15 protein-coding genes are annotated in these 15,989 nt (G+C 71.5%); 2 read left to right on the plus strand and 13 right to left on the minus strand.

Features of this window, described 5'->3' with window-relative positions; all coding sequences use genetic code 11:
• Positions 1-47: 47 nt before the first annotated feature.
• Genes A5643_RS00815 through A5643_RS00830 form a run of 4 tightly spaced genes read right to left on the minus strand, consistent with a single transcriptional unit; the run spans position 48 to position 3,329 of the window.
• Positions 48-1,319, minus strand: coding sequence for an HNH endonuclease signature motif containing protein (locus tag A5643_RS00815; protein ID WP_066851128.1), 1,272 nt, complete (start codon positions 1,317-1,319; stop codon positions 48-50).
• A gap of 36 nt (positions 1,320-1,355) precedes the next feature.
• A complete protein-coding gene (locus A5643_RS00820) occupies positions 1,356-1,715 on the minus strand; it encodes a DoxX family protein (protein WP_066851129.1) in 360 nt (119 codons plus the stop codon).
• A gap of 9 nt (positions 1,716-1,724) precedes the next feature.
• On the minus strand, positions 1,725-2,876 hold the full coding sequence (locus A5643_RS00825) for an SPFH domain-containing protein (protein WP_066851130.1): 1,152 nt from the start codon (positions 2,874-2,876) through the stop codon (positions 1,725-1,727).
• Between the two features lie 12 nt (positions 2,877-2,888).
• On the minus strand, positions 2,889-3,329 hold the full coding sequence (locus A5643_RS00830; protein ID WP_066851131.1) for an NfeD family protein: 441 nt from the start codon (positions 3,327-3,329) through the stop codon (positions 2,889-2,891).
• A 58-nt stretch (positions 3,330-3,387) separates the two neighbouring features.
• Between A5643_RS00830 and A5643_RS00835 the strand changes: the two genes are divergently transcribed.
• Positions 3,388-4,218: an Rv1486c family protein gene (locus A5643_RS00835; protein ID WP_066851132.1), complete on the plus strand. Its 831-nt coding sequence runs from the start codon at positions 3,388-3,390 to the stop codon at positions 4,216-4,218.
• On the opposite strand, the gene A5643_RS00840 is transcribed toward A5643_RS00835, so the two are convergent.
• The 9 genes from A5643_RS00840 to A5643_RS00880 form a co-directional block, all read right to left on the minus strand.
• Positions 4,215-5,222, minus strand: a complete 1,008-nt coding sequence (locus tag A5643_RS00840; protein ID WP_066851133.1) for a ferrochelatase — start codon at positions 5,220-5,222, stop codon at positions 4,215-4,217. The two genes, A5643_RS00835 and A5643_RS00840, sit on opposite strands and share 4 nt — an antisense overlap.
• 5 nt (positions 5,223-5,227) lie before the next feature.
• Positions 5,228-6,037, minus strand: a complete 810-nt coding sequence (inhA, locus tag A5643_RS00845; RefSeq protein ID WP_066851134.1) for an NADH-dependent enoyl-ACP reductase InhA — start codon at positions 6,035-6,037, stop codon at positions 5,228-5,230.
• A gap of 26 nt (positions 6,038-6,063) precedes the next feature.
• A complete protein-coding gene (gene fabG1, locus A5643_RS00850) occupies positions 6,064-6,816 on the minus strand; it encodes a 3-oxoacyl-ACP reductase FabG1 (RefSeq protein WP_066851135.1) in 753 nt (250 codons plus the stop codon).
• A 50-nt stretch (positions 6,817-6,866) separates the two neighbouring features.
• The gene (locus tag A5643_RS00855) at positions 6,867-7,874 is read right to left on the minus strand and encodes a VWA domain-containing protein (protein ID WP_066851136.1); all 1,008 of its coding nucleotides are present in this window, start codon (positions 7,872-7,874) and stop codon (positions 6,867-6,869) included.
• Between the two features lie 19 nt (positions 7,875-7,893).
• Complete coding sequence (locus tag A5643_RS00860) at positions 7,894-8,805, minus strand: DUF58 domain-containing protein (RefSeq protein WP_066851169.1); 912 nt, start codon at positions 8,803-8,805, stop codon at positions 7,894-7,896.
• 50 nt (positions 8,806-8,855) lie between these two features.
• A complete protein-coding gene (moxR1, locus tag A5643_RS00865) occupies positions 8,856-9,932 on the minus strand; it encodes a chaperone MoxR1 (RefSeq protein ID WP_066851137.1) in 1,077 nt (358 codons plus the stop codon).
• Positions 9,933-10,057: 125 nt separating this feature from the next.
• Positions 10,058-10,789, minus strand: a complete 732-nt coding sequence (gene ripB / locus A5643_RS00870; protein WP_066851138.1) for an NlpC/P60 family peptidoglycan endopeptidase RipB — start codon at positions 10,787-10,789, stop codon at positions 10,058-10,060.
• On the minus strand, positions 10,789-12,189 hold the full coding sequence (gene ripA / locus A5643_RS00875) for an NlpC/P60 family peptidoglycan endopeptidase RipA (RefSeq protein ID WP_082948639.1): 1,401 nt from the start codon (positions 12,187-12,189) through the stop codon (positions 10,789-10,791). The genes ripB and ripA overlap by 1 nt, the downstream gene beginning before the upstream one ends.
• A gap of 212 nt (positions 12,190-12,401) precedes the next feature.
• On the minus strand, positions 12,402-12,986 hold the full coding sequence (locus A5643_RS00880; protein WP_066851139.1) for an Rv1476 family membrane protein: 585 nt from the start codon (positions 12,984-12,986) through the stop codon (positions 12,402-12,404).
• A 173-nt stretch (positions 12,987-13,159) separates the two neighbouring features.
• Here A5643_RS00880 and A5643_RS00885 point away from each other — a divergent pair, with 173 nt between their 5' ends.
• Positions 13,160-15,982 (plus strand): aconitate hydratase, encoded by a 2,823-nt coding sequence (locus A5643_RS00885; RefSeq protein WP_066851140.1) that lies wholly within the window; start codon positions 13,160-13,162, stop codon positions 15,980-15,982.
• Positions 15,983-15,989 lie beyond the last annotated feature (7 nt).

The raw sequence follows: 15,989 nt of genomic DNA on the forward strand, positions 1-15,989 counted from the left end.
CGGTGCATTAGGTTCGGGGTCCTACCCCGCGTAACGGGTGCGCCGCTTTAGTTGTCGGGGGGGGGGTGTTGGGGTTGGAAGGGGTCGTACCACCACCAGTCGGCGTGTTCGCCCAAGGGTCCGGCGCACGGGGGCACCTGCGGGGGTGCGGTGGTGGGAGGTCGGGCCAGGGAGCCGGGGTGCAGGGGTTGGCCGTCGGGGCCGGTGACGCTGAGTTGGTCGGCGGGGCCGGTGATGGTGATGGCGCCGGCGTGGTGTTGGCGGTGATGAAACGGGCAGATCAACACCAGGTTGGCCAACTCGGTGGCACCGCCGTCCTCCCAGTGCACGATGTGATGGGCGTGCAGACCGCGGCTGGCCCCACACCCGGGCACCGCGCAGCACGGATGGCGTTGCTCCAGGGCGCGCCGCAGCCGACGGTTGACGGTGCGGGTGGCCCGCCCGCACCCGATCGGGCGTCCGTCGCGTTCGAACCACACCTCGGCGGTGGCATCACAGGTCAGATAGCGCCGCTCGGCGTCGGTGAGCAACGGCCCCAGATGCAACCTCGCCAGCTTCTCCTTGATGTCGAGGTGGACCACCACGGTGGTGCGCTGCCCATGCGGACGCTCGGCGGCCTCGGCGTCCCAACCGACCTCCACCAGGTGTCGGAACGCATCCACGGTGGTGGGCATCGGCGGGCGCCCACCCCCATCGCTGGCCTGATCGCCGTCACCTGTGGGGTCGGTGTCGTCGTGATCGCGGCGCCACTGCGCGATCAGCGCATCACGGTGTGCGGCCAGCGCCGACTCGAAGACCGCGGAGTCGGTGTGCGCCAAGGTGAGGCGCCAGAAGTCGAACTGCCCATCGGAGGTCTTGGTGATCCCGGCGTGGCGCCCGGGCCGATCCGGCTCCGGACGCGGCTCCAGCTTCACCGCGGTGCGCAACTGGGCGACGGTGGCGATCTGCACCAACTCCGCATAATGCTCATCACAACCCGCCCCGGCGCCGGCCCGCTCGGCGATCACCGCCACCTGATCCAGCGAACACCGCCCCTCCCGCAGGCTTTGGGTGCAGCGCGGCAGTTCTTCCGAGCGCCGCGCCACCGCGGCGATGCGCTCGGCATTGCTCGGCGAACACCCGGTCTTCCACGCCACCAGCGCCGGCAACGATCGCACCCCGGTCGATCCCCACAGCTCGTCGCGGTCGATCTCGGCCACAATCGCCACGATCCGCCCATCGATCGCATTGCGCTGCCCGGTCAACTCCGCCAACTCCTCGAAGAGCGCATCCAACCGCGCACCGGGCGTCTCAGCGGCGGCTGAAGCGATGGCGGTCATGACCCCAGCCTCCCACCGGGGTCTGACACGCCGGGGCTACCGGCGCGGCGACGGGCCCCGCACGGTCATGGTCGCGAAGGTCACCAGGAACGTCGCCGCCGGAATCGTGTTGACGACCCGGTCTTTGACCCGCACGTGCGCGGCCACCGCCAGGACGAAGTACAGCGTCAGCGCGGCGGTGGTCAGCCGGGCCAGCGCCGGGAACCGGGTGGCCGACAGCAATCCGAGCGCCGAGGCGATCTTGACCACCGGCAGGATCGGCCGCACCTCCGCCGGTACGCCCAGCGTGTCGAGGGACTGGGCGATGTAGGGCACCGGGATCGCGCAGGCCACCGCGTCGACGGCCTGGAAAGCGGCAAGCCCGGCATAGGTTTTCGGCGAGGTGAGGGCGCTCATGACCCGATCCTATTCCTCCCCGCGGGCCAGCTGCTGCGGCGTGGGCAGGCTGCCCTCCACCGGGGTGCGTGCGTCGGCTTCGGCCTTGGCCACCGCCTGGGCCAGCGCCGGGTCGGTGCGGGTGTGGAACCAGTCGGCCACCTCCTCGGAGTCGTCCTCCGGTTTGGGCAGGTCGTCCTCGACCGGCGACGGCTGGTAGCGGAACACCCCGTCCTCCCCGGGTGCGCCGAGCAGCTTGGTGAAGCCCTGCAGGGCGGTGCCGAAGTCGCTGGGGAGCACCCACACCTTGTTGGCCTCCCCCTTGGCCATCTCCGGCAGCACCTGCAGGTACTGGTAGGCCAGCAGCTCCGGGGTGGGCCGGCCGGCCTTGATCGCCGCGAACGTCTTCTCGATGGCCTTGGCCTGCCCCTGCGCCTGCAGATAGGCCGCGGCCCGCTCCCCCTGCGCCCGCAGCATCCGGGACTGCCGCTCGGCCTCGGCGGACAGGATCGCGGCCTGCTTGGCGCCCTCGGCCTGCAGGATCTGCGCCTGCTTCTGGCCCTCGGCCTGTTTGATCGCCGACTCCCGCTGCCCCTCGGCGGTCAGGATCATCGCCCGCTTCTCCCGGTCGGCCTTCATCTGCTTCTCCATCGAGGCCTGGATCGACGCCGGCGGGTCGATGCTGCGCAGCTCCACCCGCGCCACCCGCAGCCCCCACCGGCCGGTGGCCTCGTCGAGCACGCCGCGCAGCTGGCTGTTGATCACCTCCCGGGAGGTGAAGGTCTCCTCCAGCGTCATGCCGCCGACCACGTTGCGCAGCGTGGTCGTGGTCAGCTGTTCCACGCCGACGATGTAGTTGCTGATCTCATACACCGCGGCCTGCGGGTTGGTGACCTGGAAGTACACCACGGTGTCGATGGCCAGGGTGAGGTTGTCCTCGGTGATCACCGGCTGCGGCGGGAACGAGACGACCCGCTCGCGCAGGTCGACCCGGGCCCGGATGCGGTCGATGAACGGCATCAGCAGGGTCAGCTGGCCGGAGACGGTCCGGCTGTAGCGGCCCAGCCGTTCGATCACCGCCGCCTCGGCCTGCGGGATCAGCGCCACCGATTTGGCCACCACCACGATCGCGAAGCCGACCAGGATCAGCAGCACGATCAGGCCCGCTGCAGCACCGTCCATCGTTGTCTCCTTCTATTCCGTACCGGACTGCCACACCACCGCGGTGGCACCGTCGATCTCCACCACCGTGACGCGGCTACCCGGCTCGTAGGCGTCGATCTCGTTGAGCGGGCGGGCCGTCCAGACCTCCCCGTTGAGCAGCACCGTGCCGCCCTGGGCGGTGACCCGGTCGCGGACCTGGGCGTGTTTGCCCTCCAGCGCCTGGATGCCGGTCGGTGGGGCGGTGTCGGTGCGCATCCGGTGCCGCACCGCCGGGCGCACCAGCACCAACAGCAGCACCGACACCACCAGGAACACCACGCCGTCGGCCCAGATCGGCCACGGCAGCAGCGCCGAGGACCCGGCGGCGGCCAACGCCCCACCGGCGAGCATGAGCAACACCATGTCCCCGGTCAGGGTTTCCGCGCCGGCCAGCCCGAGCGCGGCGATCAACCAGATCAGAGCGGCGGGCATGACCCCACACTATCGCGCGGCCGGGCCGCGACGGCGCGGCAATTACACTGCCAGGATCATGTGGTGTCCGTCTGTGTCGCTGTCGGTGTGGGCCAACGCCTGGCTGGCCGGGGCGGCCGCCCCCGACGACGTGCTCGACGCGCTGGCCGCCTGGGCTCCGGTGCAGGCCATCGCCGCGCACGACCCGGTGGCCGCCGGCCACGCCGGGCTGCCGTATCCGGCCGCCGAGCACGGCGGGGCCACCTCGGTGCTGCAGACCCTGCGCACGGCCGCCGGCGCGCCCACCCGGCCCGGCGCCCCGCTCGAGGTGGTGTTGCCGGTGCCCGGCGACGTGCGGGGCCTGCCGCCCGGTAGTGCGTTCGCCCGCGACGCCCTCGACGTCGGGGAGGCGCTGATCCTCACCGGCGGCGCCGACGGCACCGCGGTCGGCCTGGTGCCCGACTACCCCGAGCAGGATCCCACCGAGCCGGTGACGCTGTGCTGGACGGCCTACTCGCTGCCCGCGCCGATGCCGACACCGCCCGCCGACCTGGGGGCCGCCGAGTACGAGCTGCGCTCGGCGGTGCGCACCGCCGCGGAGACCCTGGGCGCGCTGGACCTGGCGGCCGGGGCCGACGCCGACCCGCGCGCGCTGGTGGAGCAGTTCCTCGATGCCACCGCCGGGCACCGGGTGCCCGACCACGCCCCCGCCCGGGCGCTGCGGGTGCTCGAGCAGGCCGCCCACGTCGAGGCGATCCTGGCGGTCAGCGCCGAGTTGGCGCCGCTGGCGATGCACTCCTTCTCCCAGCACCGCCTCGGCGAGGGGGCGCTGCGGCCGCTGACCGGCGTGGTGCGCACCGCCCGGCTGGCCGCCCTCGACGCGATTCTGCGGTCGGCCTGGCCGGCTTAGCGCTCGCAGTGCGGGGTGCACGGCACCCCGTTGCGGCTCTGCCCGTACAGCGGCACCGGGTCGGGATCGGCGAGCCGGACCGGCTCGCGGCCGTCGCGCAGCTCGGCGATGAGTTCGGCGGCCAGCCCGGCGAACCGGGGGTCCGCGCCCGGGGTGCCGGCCCGGGCGAATGCCACCCCGGCCGCGCGGGCCTCCTCGGCGAGTTCGTGGTCGAGGTCCCACACCACCTCGATGTGGTCGGCGACGAACCCGATCGGGCAGACGATCACCGCCCGGGTCCCCGCGGCCGCCAGCGCCGCGACGTGGTCGCCGACGTCGGGCTCCAGCCACGGCACCTGCGGCGGCCCGGAGCGCGACTGCCAGACCAGGTCGTGGTCGGGGCGCCCGGCGGCGGCGGCCACCAGCCGCGCGGCGTGCGCGACCTGGCGGGCGTAAAGCCGCTCCCCGCACCAGGATTCGGCGGCGATCGGGATGGAATGGGCGGTGAACACCAGCCGGGCCTGCTCCGCCAGCCCGGCCGGCAGGGTGGCCGCGGCGGCGCCGATCGCCTCGGCGAACAGCGCCACGAACAGCGGATGGTCGAAGTACTGGCGCAGCTTGACCAGTTCCGGCGCCCCGTCGCCCGCGCTGCGGCGGGCCCGGGCCAGGTCGTCGACGTACTGCCGGCAGCTGGAGTAGCCGCCCCACGCCGAGGTGGTGAACACCGCGGCCCGGCGCACCCCGTCGGCGCCCATCGCGGCCACCGTGTCCTCCAGGTAGGGCGCCCAGTTGCGGTTGCCGAAGTAGACCGGCAGCCCGGTGTGGGTGCGCAGTTGGTCGACCAGCGCCCGGTTGATCGCGTTGATCGGGGACACCCCGCCGAAGTGCAGGTAGTGCTCGGCGACGTCGTCGAGGCGCTCGGGCGGCACGTTGCGGCCCCGGGTCACGTTCTCCAGGAACGGCCGCACCTGCTCGGGGCCCTCCGGCCCGCCGAAGGACTGCAGCAGGACGGCGTCGAAATCCATGGCCGTTAGAGCAACTGGGTGTGTGCGCCGCCGTCGGCGTAGACCACGGTGCCGGTGGTGGCGGGCAGCCAGTCGGACAGCAGCGCGCAGACCGTCTTGGCCACCGGGGTGGGGTCCTTCATGTCCCAGCCGACCGGGGCGCGCTGGTCCCAGCCCTCCTCGAGCAGTCGGATCTGTTCGCCGGCGCCCTCACCGAGGGCTCCGCCGACGATGGCGCTCATGGCTAGGGTGCGGATCGGGCCGGCGGCGACCAGGTTGGAGCGCACCCCGTGCGGACCGACCTCGCGGGCCACGAACCGGTTCACCGACTCCAGTGCGCTCTTGGCGACCGTCATCCAGTTGTAGGCGGGCATCGCGCGGGTCGGGTCGAAGTCCATGCCGACGATCCCGCCGCCGGCGTTCATGATCGGCAGCACCGCCTTGGCCAGCGCGGCATACGAGTAGGCGGAGATGTGGATGCCCTTGGCGACGTCCTCGTAGGGGGCGTCGAAGAACGGGTTGACCCCCATGCCGGTCTGCGGCATGAAGCCGATGGAGTGCACCACCCCGTCGAGTTTGTTGCCTGCGCCGATCACCTCGGTGACCCGGTCGGCCAGGGTGTCGAGGTGCTCGTCGTTCTGCACGTCGAGCTCCAGCAGGGGCGCCGGGTTGGGCAGCCGGTCGACGATGCGCTGGATCAGCCGCAGCCGGTCGAAGCCGGTACACACGATCTCCGCGCCGGCCTCCTGGGCGACCCGCGCGATGTGGAACGCGATCGAGGAGTCGGTGATGATCCCGGTGACCAGGATCCGTTTGCCTTCGAGAATGCCTGCCATGAGAAGTCCTTATCTGTCGGTGGCCGTCAGTGGCCCATGCCCATGCCGCCGTCGACCGGGATCACCGCACCGGCGATGTACCCGGCGTCCTCCGACGCCAGGAAGCTGACCGCGCCGGCGACGTCCTCGGCGGTGCCGACCCGCTTGGCCGGGATGAACTCCAGCGCGCCCTCCTGGATCCGCTCGTCCAGCGCCCGGGTCATCTCGGTGTCGATGTAGCCCGGCGCGACGACGTTGGCGGTCACCCCGGCCTTGGACAGCTCCCGGGAGATGGAGCGGGCCATGCCGATCAGACCGGCCTTGGCGGCGGCGTAGTTGGCCTGGTTGCCGATGCCCCACATGCCCGACACCGAGCCGATGTAGATGATCCGGCCGAACCGCTTGCGCTGCATGCTGCGCGACGCCCGCTGGGTGACCCGGAACGCGCCGGTCAGGTTGGCGTCGATGACCTCGGTGAACCGTTCCTCGGTCATCCGCATCAAAAAGGCGTCCTTGGAGATGCCGGCGTTGGCCACCAGCACCTCGACCGGGCCCTGGTGCTCCTCGACCTCTTTGAAGGCGCGGTCGACGGCGTCGTTGTCGGTGACGTCGCAGACCACCCCGAACAGCCCCTCGGGCGCCCCGGAACCGCGGTGGGTGACCGCCACCTTGTGGCCGTCGGCGGCCAGCCGCTGGGCGATGGCCAGGCCGATGCCCCGGTTGCCACCGGTGACGAGGACGGATCGGGACACGAAGGGCGGTCTGCCGGGGTTCTCCGCGGCACTCTGGGTGTCAGTCACCGGTTCAACTTATCGCCTCGGCCGCCGGGGGCCGAAACCGGCCGCGCCGCTCAGCTGGGCAGCCGGCGGTTGATCAGCAGCGCCGCCAGCGCCGCCAGCGCCAGGATCAGTGTGCCCAGCCGCAGCCAGGCCGCGCTGGCGTCGCCCTGGATGGTCTCGTAGCCGATCTGGTCCTGCAGGCTGTCGTAGACTTCGTTGAGCTGTTCGAGGCTGGAGGCGGTGTAGAAGGTGCCCTCGGAGAGGTCGGCGATCTTGTGCAGCGAATCGTCGTCGACCGGCACCGGCTGGCGCTGGTCGTTGATCTCCACGTAGCCGTAGCGGGTGCCGAACGAGATCGTCGAGACCGGCACCCCCTGGTCGCGGGCGGCGCGGGCCGCGGTGAACCCGCCGCGCGGGTTGTCCGGGTTGGGCGGCACCGTCTCCTTGCCGTCGGAGAGCAGCACGATGCGGGCCGGCGGCGGGCCCTCGCCGCCGCCGATCACCGCGCCGACGGTGGCGATGGCCTGCAGGGCGGTGAAGATGGCCTCGCCGGTGGCGGTGCGCTCCTCCAGCTGCAGCCGGTCGATGGCCAGTTTCGTCGGTTCCCGCTCGGTGGTCGGCGACACCAGCACCGAGGCGGTGCCGGCGTAGGCGACCAGCCCGAGGTTGATGCCCGGGGTCAGTTCGTCGACGAACTGCTTGGCGGCCTCCTGCGCGGCGGCCAGCCGGGTGGGTTCGACGTCGGAGGCGCGCATCGACAGCGACACGTCGATCACCAGCATCACCACCGCCCGGTTGCGCGGGATCTTGACGTCGTGGGTGGGCCCGGCCATCGCGACGGTGAACAGCAGCATCGAGATCACCAGCAGGATCGCCGACAGGTGCCGCCAGCGCGACGGCCGTTGCGGGGCCACGCTTTCCAGCAGTTCCATGTTGGCGAACCGCAGCATCCGGCGTTGCCGGGCCTGCTGGGCCAACACGTAGAGGACGGCGATGGCGGCCACGACGAGCAGGAACAGCAGGAACCACGGGTGAGCGAGGCCGGAGAAGGTGATCGTCCCGAGCAGCGGCAAGGTCATGGTGAGTCGGTCCTGTCAGTCACTGGCGTCCGGCCAGTGCGCCGCGGCGCCGCGAGGCGACGAAACGCACGATGTCGGCGATCCAGTCCCGGTCGGTGCGCAGCGACAGCAGCGGGGCACCGCACCGGCGCAGGGTGCGGGCCACCTCGGCCCGGTGGGCGGCCGCGGCGGTGGCGAAGTCGTCGCGCAGTTTCTCGTCGATGGTGAACTCGCGGGTGACGCCGCTCTCGGCGTCCTGCAGCACCACGTCGCCGACGTCGGGCAGTTCCACGTCGCGGGGGTCGAGCACCTCCACCGCGAGCACCTCGTGGCGGGCGGCGATGGCACGCAGCGGGCGCATCCAGTCGATCGGGCCGAGGAAGTCGCTGATGATCACCGCCATGCCGCGGCGGCGCTGCGGGCGGCGCAGCGCGTCGATGAGCACCCCCAAATCGCCGCGCACCCCCGCCGGGGCGCGCGGGACCGTGGCGATGGCGCGCAGCAGGCTCTGTTCGTGCTGGCGGCCCGACCGGGCCGGCACCCGCACGGTGGTGTCGCCGTTGGAGACCAGTGCGCCCAGCCGGTTGCCGCCGCCGCTGTTGAGGAAGACGATGGCCGCGGCGGCCGCCACCGCCAGGTCGCGCTTCTCGCAGCCGGTGGTGCCGAAGTCCAGGCTGGCCGAGGCGTCGACCACCAGCCAGGTCTCCAGCTCCCGGTCGGCGATCATCTGGCGCACGTGCGGGTGGGTGGTGCGGGCGGTGACCGCCCAGTCCATCCGGCGCACGTCGTCGCCGGGCTGGTAGAGCCGCGACTCCCCCGGCTCGGAGCCCGGCCCGGGGATCAGCCCGAGGTGGTCGCCGTGCAGCACCCCGTCGAGCTTGCGTTTGACGGTCAGTTCCAGGGTGCGCAGCGCGGCGGACAGCTTGGGGTCCTCGATCGCCCCGCGCATCATCGACGGCGGGTGGTGGCCGCCCGCCTGCTGCGGGTCGTCGGGCTGCCGGCTCACCGACTACTGGCCGGGGCCGCGGCGGACGGTGCCGGGGCCGCCGGCGGGCCCTGCTGCGGGACCGCGTTGACCTGCGGCAGGGCGACGGTCTGCAGCACCCGGTTGATGATCATCTCCGGGGTGATCTCGTCGGCGAGCGCGTCGTAGGTCAGCACCAGCCGGTGGCGCAGCACGTCGGGGATGACCTCGATGACGTCTTGCGGGATCACGTAGTCGCGGCCGCGGACCAGGGCCAGCGCCCGGGCCGCGGCGATGATGCCCAGCGAGGCGCGCGGGGAGGCGCCGAAGGCGACCCAGGCCTTGACGTCGTGCATGCCGAACTGGTCGGGCCGGCGGGTGGCCTCCACGATGCGCACCACGTAGTCGACCAGCGCGTGGTGGACGAAGTTGTTGGCCGCCGCGTCCTGCAGCCGCAGCAGCTCGCCGGTGTCGAGCACCTGCTTGGGCTGCGGCGGGGTCACCCCCATCCGGTAGATGATCTCCCGCTCCTCCTCCGCCGACGGGTAGTCGACGTTGATCTTGAACAGGAACCGGTCGCGCTGGGCCTCGGGCAGCGGGTAGACGCCCTCGTTCTCGATCGGGTTCTGGGTGGCCATCACCAGGAACGGGTTGGGCAGCGGGAAGGTCTGCCCACCGATGGAGACCTTGCGTTCGGCCATCACCTCCAGCAGCGCGGACTGCACCTTGGCCGGGGCGCGGTTGATCTCGTCGGCGAGCAGGAAGTTGGCCACCACCGGGCCCAGCTCGGTGTCGAACTCCTCGCGGCCCTGCCGGTAGATGCGGGTGCCGATGATGTCGGTGGGCACCAGGTCGGGGGTGAACTGGATGCGCGCGAAGGTGCCGCCGACCACCCGGGCGAAGGTCTCCACCGCCAGGGTCTTGGCCACCCCGGGCACCCCTTCGAGCAGCACGTGCCCCTTGGCCAGCAGACCGACCAGGATCCGCTCGACGAGCTGGTCCTGGCCGACGATGATGCGCTTGACCTCGAAGATCGCCCGCTCCAGGGCCTGTGCCTCGGTGCCCAGCCCGTTACCGGTGGTCGGTGACGCCGAGGTCCCGCCTGGTGATGTCATCCACGTCCCTTTCGCAGCTTGGGGGTCAGGTCCCACCGCTTCGACCGTATACGCCCGGCGGCACGCCCTCGCTCAACTATTCCAGGCCGGTCCGGATCCGTCGACGCGCGGGGGCGGGCACCGCCTCAGTACTCGATGATGCGGGCCAGGTACTCGGTCATCCCGGCGGTGCGCACCGGGCTGACCGTCACCTTGCCCGCGCTGCCGGAGGCCTCCAGCATCTGCCCCTGCCCCAGGTAGATCGCCACGTGCTGGCTGCCGCCGGGCCCGTAGAAGATCAGGTCGCCGCGCTTGGCCTGCGAGCGCGGTACCTGCCGGCCCGTCTTGTACTGGTCGCCGGAGTACTTCGGGATCAGCACCCCCACCCCGGCGAAGGCGAACCGGGTGAACCCGGAGCAGTCGTAGCCGATCTTGCCGGCGTCGTAGTCCACCCCGGCGCTGGGGCCGTTGGGTTTGCCCCCGCCCCAGGAGTAGGGCACCCCGAGCTGGGACATGCCGCGCCGGATCACGTACTCCACGGCCTGCCTGCCGTAGACCCGCGGCACCGCGCTCGGGGAGGTGTTGACCGCGGCCGGGTTCTCCCCGCCGACGTTGAAGCCGAGCCCGCCGAGGAACTTGCGGCCCAGATCCATCGTGGTCTGGGTGGCCTGGGCGGTGGCCTGCAGGGAGGCGTTGGCGATGGCGACCGGGTCGCCGGGGGCGCCGGCGCTGACGACCGCGGGCAGGGTGGGGTCCCAGGCGCCGTCGGGGGCGGCCGAGGCCGGCGCGGCCAGCCCGAGCAGCAGCGCGGTGGCCACCCCGGCGGTGATCAGCAGCGCCCGGACCCGGCCCGGCAGCGGGAAAACGCGTCGTGCCATCAGTACTCGATGTAGCGCACCACGTAGGGCGTCATCCCGCTGGTGCGCACCGGCGAGATCTTCACGTGGGATCCGGTGTAGGGGGCCTCGAGCATCTGCCCGTTGCCCAGGTAGATGGTGACGTGCTGGCTGCCGCCGGGCCCGTAGAAGATGACGTCGCCGCGGCGCATCTGCGACGAGGGGATCTTGCGGCCCATCTCGTACTGCGAGCCGGAGTAGTGCGGCAGTTTGATGCCGACCCCGGCGAAGGCGTAGAGCACCAGCCCGGAGCAGTCGAAGCCGACGGTGTTGGCGCCGGAGTCGATGCCGCGGCTGGGGCCGGCCGCGTTGCCGCCGCCCCAGGAGTAGGGCACCCCCATCTGGGACATGCCGCGCCGGATCACATACTCCGAGGCCTGCCTGCCGTAGACGACCGGGATGGCGCCGTTGTTGGTGTAGCCGGTCGGGGTGGGGGCCAGACCCAGCTTCTGCAGGAACTTGCGGCCCATGTCCTGGGTGACCTGCGCGGAGGTCTGCGAGATCCCCAGCACCGTGTTGATGATCGCGATCGGGTCGCCGCTGACGAACGCGCTGGGCACCGCGGGCAGGGTGGGGTCCCACGGACCGTCCCACTTCGCCGGGGCCTGGGCGGGCGGCGGGCCGGCCCGGTCCCAGTCGTCGTTGCTGACCGCGACGGTGGCCGGCGGGCGCGCGGCATCCAGCCGGGCCTGGGCGGCGGCGCGCTCGGCGACCAACCGGTCGATCTGCTTCTGCTGCTCGCCGAAGGTCTGCTGGGCGCCGGTCAGCGCGGCCACCGCGGCGTCCTGGCTGGCCTGGGCGTCGGCGACGGCCCGGTCGGCGTCCGCCTTGGCCTGGCGGGCGGCGGACTCCTTGTTGACCTGTTCGGTGCGGGCGGTCACCAGCCGGTTCATCACCTTCTCCGAGGCGGAGTGCACCATGTCGTCGGTGCCCGCGGCGGCGACCATCTCATCGGGGTTGGCGGCGGTCAGATACCCGCCGCTGGGCCCGCCCATGTAGGAGGCGGCCGCGAAGGTGTCGATGTTCCGCTGTGCCTCGGCGATGGCCGCGTCGGCGCCGGCGACCGCCGCCCGGCTGGTCTCGACGTCCCGCTGGGCGGCCTCGGCGGCGTCGCGGGCCTCCTGCACCTCGACGATCGCCTTGTTGACGCTTTCCTGTTCGGTCTGGATCTGGGCGCCCAGGTCCTGCAGCCGCTGGTTGGCCTTGGCGACGTCGGCGATGAGCCCGGCCACGTTGTCCGGTGCGGGCGGCGGGTCGGCCTGCGCCAGCCCGGGGGTGGCCAGCAGCAGGGTCGCGGCCAGCGCGACCGGGGCCGCGGACCGGGCGAGGGTGGCCAGCCTGCCGGCGGCCGGACGGATCGAGCCGTGGCGAGGGCGTCTCATGCGACTTGGTACTCCTATGGCTCAGCACGAACGGATGGCGCCGACGCCCCAGCAGCCGCAAAAAAACAACTGCAACGCAGGCACCAATTGCACCGTACGTCACATTTGCCACGGAAAACCCGTAGGTCACAGACTACATGTGTGTAATTGAAATGATTGTGACCGAACGGTGACCCGGCGAATTTGCCGGCACCGCCGTCGACAATTCCGGCTCAGCTATTGGCGGCCGTCGCCGCGTCGGGCTCGCCGGGATCGGCCGCCGGCCCGGCGCGGCGGGCCCGGAGCTGCAGCAACCGGGTGCCGACCGCCGCCGCCAGCACCCCCGCCAGCAGCACCACGGTGAACGCGGTCCACGGAAACGCCGGCTTATTCAACTCGTCGAGGAAATTCTGCGCCGAGACCACCGGGTTACCGGTCTTGGCCACGTCCTCCCCCGCCTCGAGCACCACCCGGTCGAAGTGCGGGCTGTAGGTGCCGGCATAGGACGGGCTGATCGCCAGCACGGTGGCGTCGGAGTAGTCCTTGCCGACCAGGGTGGCGATGTCGCGCAGCGGGGTGTCGATCGGCGGGTTGGTCTCGATGACGACGATCTTCAACTCGATGCCGTCGTCGCGGGCCTCCTGCACCACCTCGCGCAGCTCGGGCAGCACCGGGGCGGGTGCGCTGACCCCGTAGGCGGCGACCGACTCGCGGACCGCGTCGATGTCGACGTCGACCGGGATGTAGGCGGGCAGCACCGGGTGCAGCGCCACCGCGGTGTGCGGCGGCGCCGGGACGATCACGACTGGTCCGCTCATCGGCGCCCTTCCTAATCCGAAAATCTGCAAGCACCGTACGCGACGCCGGGTCGATCGGCACCGACCCGCGCCGGTCGACCCAACCGCCGGTAGCAGTACGTCCGTACTGTTAGGGTTGGGGCGGAACCGCCGGCACAGCCCGCCCGCGGTGGAAACCCGATCCGGGAGTAGATATGTCCAGCACAGATTCGCTGAATTCGTTCCAGGCCCGCACCACCCTCGAAGTGGGCGACGACCGCTATGACATCTTCCGCCTCGACGCGGTGCCGGGGCTGGCCAAGCTGCCCTACAGCCTGAAGGTGCTCGCCGAGAACCTGCTGCGCAACGAGGACGGCGCCAACATCACCACCGAGCACATCGAGGCCCTGGCGAACTGGGACCCGGCCGCCGAACCGAGCACCGAGATCCAGTACACCCCGGCCCGGGTGGTGATGCAGGACTTCACCGGGGTGCCGTGCATCGTGGACCTGGCCACCATGCGCGAGGCCATCGCCACCCTCGGCGGCGACCCGGCCAAGGTGAACCCGCTGGCCCCGGCCGACCTGGTCATCGACCACTCGGTGATCGCCGACCTGTTCGGCCGCGCCGACGCGTTCGAGCGCAACGTGGAGATCGAATACCAGCGCAACGGCGAGCGCTACCAGTTCCTGCGCTGGGGCCAGGGCGCGTTCCGCGACTTCAAGGTGGTGCCGCCGGGCACCGGGATCGTCCACCAGGTCAACATCGAGTACCTGGCGCACGTGGTGATGGCCCGCGACGGCCTGGCCTACCCGGACACCTGTGTGGGCACCGACTCGCACACCACCATGGTCAACGGCCTCGGCGTGCTGGGCTGGGGGGTGGGCGGCATCGAGGCCGAGGCCGCGATGCTCGGCCAGCCGGTGTCGATGCTGATCCCGCGGGTCGTCGGGTTCAAGCTCACCGGGGAGATCCAGCCCGGGGTGACCGCCACCGACGTCGTGCTCACCGTCACCGAGATGCTGCGCCGGCACGGCGTGGTCGGCAAGTTCGTCGAGTTCTACGGCAAGGGCGTGGCCCAGGTGCCGCTGGCCAACCGCGCCACCCTGGGCAACATGAGCCCGGAGTTCGGTTCCACCGCGGCGATCTTCCCGGTCGACGCCGAGACCATCGACTACCTGCGGTTCACCGGCCGCGACGAGAAGCAGCTGGCGCTGGTGGAGGCCTACGCCAAGGCGCAGGGCATGTGGCACGACCCGGACGACGAGCCGGCCTTCTCCGAATACCTGGAGCTGGACCTGGCCGACGTGGTGCCCTCGATCGCCGGCCCGAAACGCCCGCAGGACCGCATCGCGCTCTCCGACGCCAAGACCGCCTTCCGCAAGGACATCCACAACTACGTCAACGAGGAGGCGGAGGCGCCGCAGACCCAGCTCGACGACCAGATCGAGGGCACCTTCCCGGCCAGCGACCCGGCGACGCTGTCGTTCGCCGACGACGGCGCCGTCGACGCCGCCCCGCGGGTGGCCTCGGCCGCCGACGGGTCGGAGGGCCGGCCCACCAAGCCGGTGACGGTGCGCTCCGAGCGCGGCGAGTTCGTCATCGACCACGGCGCGGTGGCGATCGCCGCGGTGACCTCCTGCACCAACACCTCCAACCCGGAGGTGATGCTGGGCGCGGCGCTGCTGGCCCGCAACGCGGTGGAGAAGGGCCTGAGCGTCAAACCGTGGGTGAAGACCACGATGGCGCCCGGCTCGCAGGTGGTCAGCGACTACTACGAGAAGGCCGGGCTCTGGCCCTACCTGGAGAAGCTCGGCTTCTACCTGGTCGGCTACGGCTGCACCACCTGCATCGGCAACTCCGGGCCGCTGACCACCGAGATCTCGGCGGCGGTCAACGACAACGACCTGTCGATGACCGCGGTGCTGTCGGGCAACCGCAACTTCGAGGGCCGGATCAACCCGGACGTGAAGATGAACTACCTGGCCTCCCCGCCGCTGGTGATCGCCTACGCGCTGGCCGGGACGATGGACTTCGACTTCGAGGCCCAGCCGCTCGGGCAGGACGGCGACGGCAACGACGTGTTCCTGCGCGACATCTGGCCGTCGCAGAAGGACGTCTCCGACACCATCGGCTCGGCGATCAACTCCGAGATGTTCACCCGCAACTACGCCGACGTGTTCAAGGGCGACGAGCGGTGGCGCAACCTGCCGACGCCCAGCGGGGACACCTTCGAGTGGGACCCGGAGTCGACCTACGTGCGCAAGCCGCCGTACTTCGAGGGCATGCCCGCCGAGCCCGAGCCGGTCGGCGACATCACCGGCGCGCGGGTGCTGGCCCTGCTCGGCGACTCGGTGACCACCGACCACATCTCCCCCGCGGGCAGCATCCAGCCGGGCACCCCGGCGGCGCAGTACCTCGAGGAACACGGCGTGGCCCGCAAGGACTTCAACTCCTTCGGGTCGCGCCGCGGCAACCACGAGGTGATGATCCGGGGCACCTTCGCCAACATCCGGCTGCGCAACCTGCTGCTCGATGACGTCGCCGGCGGCTACACCCGCGACTTCACCGTCGAGGGCGGCCCGCAGGCGTTCATCTACGACGCCGCGCAGAACTACGCCGCGGCCGGCACCCCGCTGGTGGTGCTCGGCGGCAAGGAGTACGGGTCCGGCTCGTCGCGGGACTGGGCGGCCAAGGGCACGCTGCTGCTGGGTGTGAAGGCGGTGATCGCGGAGTCCTTCGAGCGCATCCACCGGTCCAACCTGATCGGGATGGGGGTGATCCCGCTGCAGTTCCCCGAGGGCGAGACGGCGGCGTCGCTCAAGCTCGACGGCACCGAGGTCTACGACATCACCGGCATCGACGCCCTCAACGACGGCTCCACGCCGCGCACCGTGCACGTGACCGCCACCAAGTCCGACGGCGGCAGCGTCGAGTTCGACGCGGTGGTGCGCATCGACACCCCCGGTGAGGCCGACTACTACCGCAACGGCGGCATCCTGCAGTACGTGCTGCGCACCATGCTGTCCTCCGCTTAGGCGGCGC

This window comes from Mycobacterium sp. 1274756.6, from assembly GCF_001668625.1.
In the GTDB taxonomy this organism is placed as follows: Bacteria; Actinomycetota; Actinomycetes; order Mycobacteriales; family Mycobacteriaceae; genus Mycobacterium.